9 protein-coding genes and 1 pseudogene are annotated in these 9913 nt (G+C 74.6%); 1 reads left to right on the top strand and 9 read right to left on the bottom strand.

From position 1 onward, the window contains the following. Positions 1–2448 (top strand): annotated as a pseudogene (locus FREUN1FDRAFT_RS47200) (hypothetical protein); the annotation flags it as partial. Positions 2449–2462: 14 nt separating this feature from the next. Here FREUN1FDRAFT_RS47200 and FREUN1FDRAFT_RS35915 read toward each other — a convergent pair. The 9 genes from FREUN1FDRAFT_RS35915 to thiH all read right to left on the bottom strand — a co-directional run. Next, a complete protein-coding gene (locus tag FREUN1FDRAFT_RS35915; protein ID WP_006545317.1) occupies positions 2463–3563 on the bottom strand; it encodes a hypothetical protein in 1101 nt (366 codons plus the stop codon). 42 nt (positions 3564–3605) lie between these two features. Next, complete coding sequence (locus FREUN1FDRAFT_RS35910; RefSeq protein ID WP_006545316.1) at positions 3606–3908, bottom strand: lycopene cyclase domain-containing protein; 303 nt, start codon at positions 3906–3908, stop codon at positions 3606–3608. Next, the gene (locus FREUN1FDRAFT_RS35905; RefSeq protein WP_006545315.1) at positions 3905–4294 is read right to left on the bottom strand and encodes a lycopene cyclase domain-containing protein; all 390 of its coding nucleotides are present in this window, start codon (positions 4292–4294) and stop codon (positions 3905–3907) included. The genes FREUN1FDRAFT_RS35910 and FREUN1FDRAFT_RS35905 overlap by 4 nt, the downstream gene beginning before the upstream one ends. A gap of 24 nt (positions 4295–4318) precedes the next feature. Continuing rightward, the gene (locus tag FREUN1FDRAFT_RS35900) at positions 4319–5023 is read right to left on the bottom strand and encodes a thiamine phosphate synthase (RefSeq protein WP_006545314.1); all 705 of its coding nucleotides are present in this window, start codon (positions 5021–5023) and stop codon (positions 4319–4321) included. A 4-nt stretch (positions 5024–5027) separates the two neighbouring features. Further along, positions 5028–5255 carry a sulfur carrier protein ThiS gene (gene thiS / locus FREUN1FDRAFT_RS35895; protein ID WP_006545313.1) on the bottom strand — a complete coding sequence of 76 codons (228 nt, stop codon included), beginning with the start codon at positions 5253–5255 and terminating at the stop codon, positions 5028–5030. A 140-nt stretch (positions 5256–5395) separates the two neighbouring features. Next, on the bottom strand, positions 5396–5719 hold the full coding sequence (locus FREUN1FDRAFT_RS35890) for an Rv2175c family DNA-binding protein (protein WP_006545312.1): 324 nt from the start codon (positions 5717–5719) through the stop codon (positions 5396–5398). A gap of 31 nt (positions 5720–5750) precedes the next feature. Next, positions 5751–7283, bottom strand: a complete 1533-nt coding sequence (locus tag FREUN1FDRAFT_RS35885; protein ID WP_035957230.1) for a Gfo/Idh/MocA family protein — start codon at positions 7281–7283, stop codon at positions 5751–5753. A gap of 189 nt (positions 7284–7472) precedes the next feature. Further along, positions 7473–8741 (bottom strand): NAD(P)/FAD-dependent oxidoreductase, encoded by a 1269-nt coding sequence (locus FREUN1FDRAFT_RS35880; protein WP_006545310.1) that lies wholly within the window; start codon positions 8739–8741, stop codon positions 7473–7475. Positions 8742–8868: 127 nt separating this feature from the next. Then, on the bottom strand, positions 8869–9913 hold a 1045-nt coding region (thiH, locus tag FREUN1FDRAFT_RS35875), incomplete at its 5' end, for a 2-iminoacetate synthase ThiH (RefSeq protein ID WP_006545309.1).

The following is a 9913-nucleotide window of genomic DNA, read 5'->3' as shown; positions in this document are numbered from 1 at the left end:
CCGCCGGGCCGGATTCCGGGCCTGCGCGCCGCCGTGAGCGACGCCGCGGGCACCGTGGACGTCGCCGCCCGGGCGCTGGCCGAGGCGCAGGAGCGGGTCGCCGCGGCCGCCCGGGCCGCGGAGCGCGCGGTGGCAGAGGTCGAACGCCTGCGGGTCGTCGAGCAGGAGTGCTCCGCGCGGGCCACCGCGCTGGACCAGCTGGTCCACGTGATCGATGAGGCAGCCGGCCTGGCGGACGAGATCGCCCGTCTGGAGGCGACGGCCGCCGAGAAGTCGGCCGAGGCGCAACAGCATCGGGCCAGCTGCGCCGCCTCCCGTCTGGCGGCGCAGGAAGCCCTGCGCCGGGCCGACGACGCCGCCCGCAACACCCAGGCCGCGCTGACCGAGTCCGCCTCGGTGGTCGGCGCGGGTGATCTCGTGCTCGACGACATCGCGCTGGACGACAGCCACGGCGACACCGACGGCGGCGCCGACATCGACGGCGGGGGCGGGTCGGTGTCGCCCGGCGCGCCACCGGTGCAGGTACCCGTGCTGCGGGCGGCGTACGAGGCCGCCGAACGCGCCTACGCGCAGGTGGAGGTCGGCGCGGACCTGCGCGGCGAGCTCGATCGCGCGTGGCGGGCGCACGCGGCCGCCCGCGCGGGCGTCGAAGGTCTGTCGGCGGCCATCCGGGCTCGCTGCGAGGTTCTGCTCGCCGGTCCCGACGGTGGGGACGCCACCGCGCGGGCCACGGCCCAGGCCGCCGCCCGGCGCACGGCAGCCGAGCTCGGACGGGCCCTCGATGCCACCCGCGAACGGCTCGGCGGTCTGCGCCAGGAGCTGCACCACACCGCGGCCAGGGTCAGTGCCGCCGGCGCGCACCCGATGCCACCCGAGGACGGACCCCAGTCCCTCGAACAGGCGCTGCATTGGCAGCAGGCCCGCGCCGCCGCCTGCCGGGAGGCCGACGCCAGTGCCCAGACCGCTCAGGCGGCACTGGACGAGCTGATCCGCGACACCGCGGATCATGAACGTGAGCGGGATGCGTTCGGGCTGGTCGCCGGAACGCTGTCCGACCTGCTCGCCGACGCCGAGTCGACCGGCACGACCGCGGACGCGGCCGCCAGCACGACGGCCGGCGCCGGCAACCCGGCCGGCCCCGGCAACCACACCGGAACAGGCAACCACACCGGAACAGGCGGCCTCACCGGAGCAGGCAGCCTGGTCGGAACAGACGGCCAGGCCGGGGCGACGATCGCGCCGTTCGAGGGCGATGCCGCCGCGGCCGCGGCGATGACCCGCGAACTGCGGGCGACCTGGCGGCAGGCGGTCGCGGCGCACGCCGAGGCGGCCGGCCGGGTCCGGGTGGCGGCGGACGCCGTCGCCTCCTGGGCCGCAGGCGGGCGGTTCGAGGCGGTGCGCACGCCGGCCCGCAGGCAGATGGTGCGGGCCGGCCGGGACGCGGTGGCCGCGAACGCCGAGGGCTGGGCCGCCGCGTTGGCACCCCGGCTGCGCAGCCTCGACGACGACCTCGCGCACATCGGACGCAACCGGGCCGCGATCGTCGCGCGGCTGGAGGGAATGGTCCGGGCTTCCCTCGGCACCCTGCGCTCCGCCCAGCGGCTGTCCCGGCTGCCCGATCAGCTCGGCGACTGGTCCGGGCAGGAGTTCCTGCGCATCACCTTCGCCGAACCCGATCCGGTCGCGCTCACCGAGGCGCTCGGCGAGGTCGTGGATGCCGCCGCGAGCGGCGCGGCCACCGGCAACGGCACCGGCACCGGCGGTTCGGCGGCCAGGACGAGCGCCCCGCCCCGAACTCCCGGCGCCGGCGGGCCGCTGCCGGCCGGGGTCCGCCGGGACGGCATGACGCTGCTGGTGCGCGGTGTGCGGGCGGCGCTCCCGGGCGGGGTCCGGGTGGAGATCCTCAAGCCGGACGCGGTGCTGCGCACCGAGCGCGTCCGGATCTCCCAGCTCGGCGACGTCTTCTCCGGCGGCCAGCAGCTGACCGCGGCCATCATCCTCTACTGCACGATGGCCGCCCTGCGCGCGAACGACCGCGGCCGGCTGCGGGCCCGGCACGCCGGCGTGCTGTTCCTCGACAATCCGATCGGGCGGGCCAGCGCGAGCTACCTGCTGGATCTGCAGCTGGCGGTGGCGGACCGGCTCGGCGTCCAGCTGATCTACACCACGGGCCTTTTCGACACCACGGCGCTGAGCGCGTTCCGGCTGGTCATCCGGCTGCGCAACGACGCCGACCTGCGGGCCGGCATGAAGTACCTGCGGGTGCAGGAACGGCTGCTCGCAGGGCTCGTGCCGCCGCGGATCGCGGGTGGGACCGGCGCCGCCGGGATGATCAGCGCAGCCAGGGTGTTCCGCCGGAACCAACCCGGCTCACCCACCGCGCCCGCCACCGCCACCGCCACCGCCGCGGGAAGCGCGGCCGGAGCCGGAGCCGCCGGAGTCAACTGAACACGAACGCCCCGCTACCCGCCGGAGCAGGCGCGTACCTCGACCGATCCGGTGACCTCGGACCGCCGCCCGTCGAGGTCCTTCGCCACGACGGTGTAGCTCATCGTGCCCACCGTCGGCACCGGCCCGATCGGCCCGGACCAGGTCGACCGGTCGTCGGTGGCGGTGACGAGCCCCAGGGCGCTGGTCGACGCGGTTCCGTCCGGTGCGCGGGTTCGGACCTCGACGCCGAAGACACCGGTCGGGTCGACGACCGTGGCGCTCACGATCGCCTGGGTGCTGCCCCGGTCCGCGGGGCAGTTCGCCGTGACGATCTCGGCCGGGGCAAGCGAGGCGCGCAGCTCCGGGGCGCCGGACACGTTCGCGGTGACGTGCAGTTTCCCGCCGCCGGAACCGTCGACCGCGGCCACCGGGACCAGCACGTCGACCGGGCCCGGCGGTGCGGTCCTCCGGTTCAGGGTGATCACGAGCGGCACCCGGGCGCCCGGGTCGACCACGCCCTCGCGGGGAACGGCGCTCAGCCACGCGGGCGTGGCGCCCACGCTCACCCGGGCGGGGGCCGTCCCGACGCCGATCAGCTCGACGCTGATCGTCGACTCCACGTCACCGAACGCAACATCGCTGCTGCTCAGCCCCAGCGCCGGGCCGGCGGGACGACTGGCGGGTGTGGTGGACGCCCCCGCACGCGACGTCGCCGCCGGACGGGACGTGGCCGGCGTGGTTCCCGCCCGCGGTGGGGAGCCCGCATCCGTCGCCGGGGCATCCGTCCCCACGGCCCCGGCCGCCCCGGCGGCGCCGGATGGCCCGGTCGACCCCACGGCACCGGCGGACGGCCCGACGGTTGAGCCGGGCGAGGTCTGGCCGGGCGCGTCGGGGGTGGGCTCGCCGGGTGCCGGCGTGACCATCGTCGTGGCCGCGCCCGCGGACTCAGCTGCCGGCGACGGGCGGCCGGAGCCGAGACCATGCACCAGGATGAGGCCCGAAACCACCACGGCGACCGCGACGACGGCGGCGATGATCCGCCCCCAGCGGATCGGCAGGATCCGGTTCGAGCGGCCCCAGGGCGAGCGATGCCGCCCGACCGACTCGACCTCGGCCGCCCTCCGTTGTCTCATTGAGTCGAAGCGTAGGCCCGAAAGTGGACCCGGAGGCCGAATTCACTCGTTTCCGTGACGTAGTCCCCACCAAACCCACCAGACCAGGGTCTGGGTCACCAACGCGAACCCGAACAGCAGGTCCTCGATCGGCGCGAACACGAGCCGCGGCCCGGCGATGGCGTCCGGGTCGTACCGGACGATGTCGAAGCCGGTCAGGATGCCGTTCGTGATGAGCTGGAAGAAGACGATGATCGCGTAGGCGGTCCAGAACAGCTTGCGGGTGACCAGCCTGGTCCGCAGGATCCACAGGTCGAGCACCAGGGTCGCCACGACCCCGACGACGGCCAGCGCGGTGTAGCTCACCGCCGTCCCCGGGGATGACGGCCCCGGGGACATCCAGTCTGCCCCGGACCGCGCCCGTCGCCCTCGTCACCGGCCTGCCACCGGGTCACGGCCCGCACCGCCTCCAGCGCGAGCACCGCGCACACCGGCACGACGACGAAGAACAGCACCTCGTCGAGGGGAAGGCCACCGGGCAGGACGACGCCGGTGGTTCGGCGCGGGTCGAAGTCCCAGTGGCCGCGGGCGATCGCGTACAGATCCCAGCCGACGAACACGACCAGCACCGGCGCGATCGCCAGCGCGAGGCGCCGTGGACGGGCGTACACCCTGGTCCGCAGCAGGAGCTCCAGCGGCGCCGTCGCGACCAGGCAGCCCAGCAGAACCGCCAGATAGCTCAGATGACCCACGGTCGCACCCGCCCCGGCAGGTGATCAGGCCTCGCGCAGCCGGCCCGCGAGCGCGGCCGCGGCCGCCCCCGGATCGGCCGCCTGGGTGATGCCCCGCACCACCACGACGCGGCGCGCACCCGTATCCAGGATGGCGTCCAGGGTGTGCGGGGCCACTCCCCCGGTGACGAACCACGGCTTCGCGCCCGGTTCGAACGGCGGCGCGTGCCGGGCCGCGAGCCGGGGCAGCTCCAGCCCGACCGGTGCCCGGCCCTCCTTCGTCGGGGTCGCGTGCACCGGCCCGACGCACACGTAGTCGACGTCCGGGTCGGCCAGCGCGGTGAGGAACTGGTCGGGGTCATGCGTGGACTGCCCGATCAGCACGTCCGGCCCGAGCAGGTCACGGGCCAGCCGCGGCGGGATGTCGTCCTGGCCGACGTGCAGGATGTCCACCCCGGCGAAGCGGGCGACGTCCGCCCGGTCGTTCGCGCTGACCAGGGCGCCGGACGGCACGGCCGCGACCGCCATCGCGGCCAGCCCCGCCAGCTCGTCGCGCCACTCCAGCCCCTTCTCCCGAAGCTGGATGAGATCCACACCCGGCACCCGGCCGTCGCCCAGCACCTTCTCGTAGAAGGCGGCGTCGGCCTGGTGGCGGGGGGTGCACAGGTACAGCCGGGCGTCGAGCAGCCGGGCGAGCCGGCGGGCACGCGGCGCCGAAGCCGACGCTGGGACGTTCTCTGACAGTGGCACCGGCTCAGCCTCCCGCGACAGCACGAACGATCTCCAGGACGTCGCCGTCGGCCAGGTGCGCCGCGGCCGTCTCCGAGGGCGTCAGCGCCTCCCCGCGCAGCTCGACGACCACCGAGCCCGGCCGCAGGCCCAGCTGGACGAGCAGGTCCGCCACGGCGAGCCCGACCGGCACCTCCCTCGCCTCCCCGTTGACCACGATCCGCGCCTGGGCGCCGGTAGGACGATCAGCCATACCGACGACCCTACGGGAGCGGACGCCGGGCTCCGGCGGTTCACCGACAGCGCAAGCAGGCCGACCCGGGCCCGAGCGCTGGCTCGGACCCGGGTCGGAAGGTTGGTGGTTGGAGGAACACGCGCTCGGAGAGCAGGCGCTCAGAAGCCCAGCGCCTGAGCGCGCCGCCGCACCTCCTTGCCCCGGTTCTCGACCATCGCGCTGATCGGGGTGCCGGGCAGGCTCGGATCCTCGCGGAACAGCCAGTCCAGCGCCTCGTCGTCGCTGTAGCCGGCGTCGGAGAGCACGGTGAGCAGGCCGGGCAGGCCCTTGAGCACCGCGCCGTCCTGAATGAACAGGGCGGGCACCTTCAGGACACCGTCCAACCGCTTGGCGAGCAGGGTGCGGTCGCGGACCATCTGGCGCACCCGCGTGACGGGCACGGCGAGTGCGTCAGCCACGTCGGGCAAGGTCAGCCAATCCATGGTCAACAGTAAACACCCTGGAAGGGCCAAGTCAGGTCGGTGATACCTGGGTGCCGCCGGACGCCGCCGACCTGCGTGCCGCCTCCAGGAGCGACACCAGCGCCCGGGCCCGCTGCGCGCCGCCGGGCGCCAGCGGCCAGCCGGAGACCAGATGATCGGCGAACTCACGGTGGAAGAGCGCGGGGTCGGGGGCGTCGACGGGCAGCGTGACCCGCCGCCCGTCATGGCCGACGAGGACCGGCGAGCCCTTCGGCCGCGCGACCAGCGAGCCGGTCGTGCCGACCACCTGGGTGCCGGGGCGCAGACCCGCGGCGACGTCCGAGATCGTCACCTGCGCCTCGCAGCCGCCCGCGAACCGCACCAGGATCCGGACATGGTCAGCGTTGGTCACGTGGTGCCAGACCCGCTTGTGCGCCGAGGCGCTGACCCATTCGACCTGGTCGTCGACAAGGTCGAGGACGCGCTCCAGCAGCGCGGCGCCACGGTCGAAGATCAGGCCGCCACTGATCCGCTCGTCGTCGTGCCAGCTGCCGGTGGGCCGCCGCAGCCCACCGGAGAAGATCTCGATCCACAGCAGCCCACCGAGGTCGCCGCGCCGGACCGCCGCGCGCATCGCCCGGTGCGCCGGGTCGTTGAGGCCTTCGGGATAGCCGGCGAACACGCGGGACCGGCTGGTTGCGAGCGTGGTGAGCTCGTCCAGATCCTGGGTGCTCAGGCAGACCGGCGGGTGCACGAGCACCTGCTTGCCGGCCTCCAGCGCGCGCCGGGCCCACTCGACGTGGGTGTGGGTCGGGGTGGCGACGATCACCAGCCCGAGCTCGGGGTCGTTGACCAGGTCGTCCGGGTCGTCGACCCGCCGGGCGACCCGGTCGACGTCCTGGCCGGGGTCCGGGGACATCCCGCCGTCGCACAGCGCGGCCAGTGTCAGGCCGTCGACCGCGTCCAGGGCGGCGGTGTGCACCCCGAAGACATCCGGGGCGCCGATGAGCCCGGCCCTGACCGGCGCACCGTCGCGGACGCCGAGCGCGTGCCGCAGCCATCGCCCGACGAGCCGGTGGTACCGGGGGTCGGCCAGCACCTGCGCGGAGGTGCCCAGGGTGAAGACGCCGAGCCCGCTCGCCGGACGCCAGGTGCAGATCGGCTGATCGCTCATCTCGTGGCGGACGGTGAGCAGCCGTTCGACGTCCTCGGCGACCTTCTCGGGGACGATCCACGAGTCGCGCGGCGTGAAGGAGCCCAGCCGGGCGGCGACGGTCGCACCGTCCGGGCCGGGGGCCAGCCGCAGCTCGTACGCGGGGGTCACCCGGCCGGGCGTGAGGCCGGACGCCTCGATGAGCGGGCTGTCCGGGGCCAGTGACCGGACCGTCGGCCCGGCCAGCAGCACCGGCACGGACTGCCGCGCGCGGTCGAGCAGGTCCTGTTCGACGTGATCCAGCGGCCGGTCGATCAGGACGAGCAGAGCATCGGCCGAACGCGCGGACGTGGGACCAAGACCGACCGCACGAAGATGATCACCGAGCGCATTCACGCCAGGGAGGTTCGAAACCAGGTGAATGCTTGGCACGCCGGCACTTTAGTAGAAACTGCCTGGACGAGCACAGTGTGTGCATGTGGTACGCCCGGGCACTCACCGCACCGCCCGGGCACATACCGTACCCGGGCACACACCAACCCGCGGCCACGCATGCCGGCCGCCTGGCCACGCCGGGCCCTGTGGCCACGCCGGGCCCTGCAGCTACGCCCGGCCCCGCGGCTACGCCGGCTGGGGGGCCAGCTCCTTCAGCGCGATGTCGAGGTCGCTGAACTTGGCGACGTCCGGCGCCGCGTCGGCCAGCAGCATCCGCCGGCCGGCGACCATGTCCAGCGGCCTGCCGACGGTGGCCAGGGCGACCAGGCGCCCGTCCGGCGCGAACCAGCCGGCGGACCAGCCAGGAGCCTTCTTGGCCCCGGGCTGGGCGACCGCGGTCGGATCGCCGCGCAGCACCAGGGTGCTGTCCGGGCCGGGCACGCCGGCGAACTGGATCATCCGCCCGAACTGCTGCGACCAGAAGTACGGCACCGGGTTGTAGATGTCGTCCGGCGACTCCGAGCTCGGCTGGCCACCGGCGAGCGTCCGCAGCAGGGTGGCGACGGCGACCCGGGGCGACTCCTGGGCGCACTCCCAGTGCTCGACCCGCATCCGGCGCTCGTAGCGGCGCGACCACCAGGCCGTGCAGTCACCGACCCCGACGACCGACCCGGGCCGGTAGCCACCCGTACCGCCGGCGTCGGCGCCGGGTACGGCCGACATCCACTCGTCGACGACGAGGCCGCGGTCGAGCCGCAGCCCGGACGACTCCAGCCAGGAGACGTCGGGACGGACACCGACCCCGACGACCACGGCGTCGGCGGGCAGGAACTCACCGCCGGCGAGCTCCACACCGTCCGAGCGGATCTGCGCGACGGCGGCGCCGAGGCGCAGGTCGATGCCGGCGGCGGCGTACCAGGGCACGGTGTGCCCGCCGACCACCGGCCCGAGGGCCAGCAGCGGGCTGGCGCCGGCCTCGACGACGGTCACGGCCACCTCGTGCGCGGCGGCGTGCGTGGCGACCTCGGCCCCGATCCAGCCGGCGCCGACGACCACCAGCCGCGCCCCCGGGCGCAGCGTCTCCCGCAGCGCACGGGCGTCGTCGATGGTGCGCAGCACCCGCTGGTCAGCGGAGCCCGGCAGCCGCACCGGGGCCGCGCCGGTCGCGAGGACCAGCCCGTCGAACTCGACCGGGCCGCCGTCGGTCTCCAGCACACCCGGGCGCAGGCCCGTCGCGTGCCGACCCAGCAGCAGCTCGACACCGTCAAGGTCGAACGGCAGGGTCGTGTCATCCGTCCGGCCGGAGAGCACCGCCTTGGACAGCGGCGGCCGGTCGTACGGCCTGTGCTCCTCGGCGCCGACCAGTGTGATCGCCCCGGAGAATCCCTGCTCGCGCAGCTCGACGACGGTTCGCCCGCCCGCGAGCCCGCCACCGACGACAACGATGCGGTCCATCAGCCCACCTGATCCATGCATCCTGAAGCTATTGGCGCCTTTTCCTGGCGTCGCGCGGTAGTCGTTTCGACCACAGCGGCGAGCGGCCCACACCACCGGGATATAGCATCGCCTGCCCGCCCGGCGGTCACCGGGATGCGTCCACCAGCGGGAAGGCGTCCTTCCAGACCGGCTCGTAACCGGCCGCCACCAGCATCGCCGCGATGTCCGCCGGGGAGCGCTCGTCGGAGATCGAGAACTGTTCCTGGGCGGTGCCGGGCCGGCCGTAGCCGCCGGGCTCGGTGGACGAACCGGCGCTCATCGTCGTGACCGCGATGCGGGCCAGCCCGTCGCGCAGCGCCGCCGGCTCCCTCGTCGACAGCGAGATGGCGACATCCGGCTCGAACAGCCGCAGCGCCGCGTGCGCCTGGACGAACTGGGCGTCGGAGACCACCACGGTGGGCGGGAAACCACTGGCACTCGGCTTGATCCTGGGCAGGGCCACCGAGACCTCCGTCCGCCAGAAGCGGCGGCTGAGGAACGAGGCGTGCGCGGCGAGCGCGAGGATGTCGGCCCGCCAGTCCGGTGCGAGCCCGAGCAGCACCCCCAGGCCCAGGCGCCGCACCCCGGCGCGGGCCGCCCGCTCGAACGAGGCCAGCCGGCGGTCGAAGTCGCGTTTCCAGCCGGCGACGTGGACCTCGGCGTAACGCGCCCGGTCGTAGGTCTCCTGGTAGTGGATGGCGCCCTCCAGGCCGGCCGCGACCAGCCGGGTGTAGGTGTCGTCCGACCAGGTCTGGGTCTCGATGCTGATCGAGGGGACGGACGGGCGCAGCCGCTCCACGACGTCGACCAGGTAGTCGGCGGAGACCTCGATCCGGTGCTCGCCGGAGACCAGCAGGAGATGCCGGAAACCGAGGTCGACCAGCAGGCGCGCCTCGCCGACGGCCTCCTCGGGGGTCAGGGTGCGCCGCGCCACCTCCAGGCCCTTCGCGAAGCCGCAGTACGTGCAGGACGACAGGCAGGCGTTGGACACATAGAGCGGGGCGAACATCCGCACCGCCCGCCCGAAGCGCCGCAGTGTGGTCGCCTGCGCGAGCTGCGCGAGCTCCTCCAGCCGACCGGTGGCGGCCGGCGACAGCAGCACGGCGAGATCGGCGAGGCCGAGGCGGCCGCCGGTGTCGCCGTGCGCGCCG

It is taken from the genome of Parafrankia sp. EUN1f, from assembly GCF_000177675.1.
Lineage (GTDB): Bacteria > Actinomycetota > Actinomycetes > Frankiales > Frankiaceae > Parafrankia.
This window is presented reverse-complemented; position numbering and strand designations above follow the sequence as displayed.

What these genes read in the sequence shown, in the direction of transcription:
- FREUN1FDRAFT_RS35890 (WP_006545312.1), bottom strand. Translation starts at nt 5,719, where the DNA reads ATGGATTGGCTGACCTTGCCCGACGTGGCTGACGCACTCGCCGTGCCC.
- thiS (WP_006545313.1), bottom strand. Translation starts at nt 5,255, where the DNA reads ATGGCTGATCGTCCTACCGGCGCCCAGGCGCGGATCGTGGTCAACGGG.
- FREUN1FDRAFT_RS35880 (WP_006545310.1), bottom strand. Translation starts at nt 8,741, where the DNA reads ATGGACCGCATCGTTGTCGTCGGTGGCGGGCTCGCGGGCGGGCGAACC.
- FREUN1FDRAFT_RS35915 (WP_006545317.1), bottom strand. Translation starts at nt 3,563, where the DNA reads ATGAGACAACGGAGGGCGGCCGAGGTCGAGTCGGTCGGGCGGCATCGC.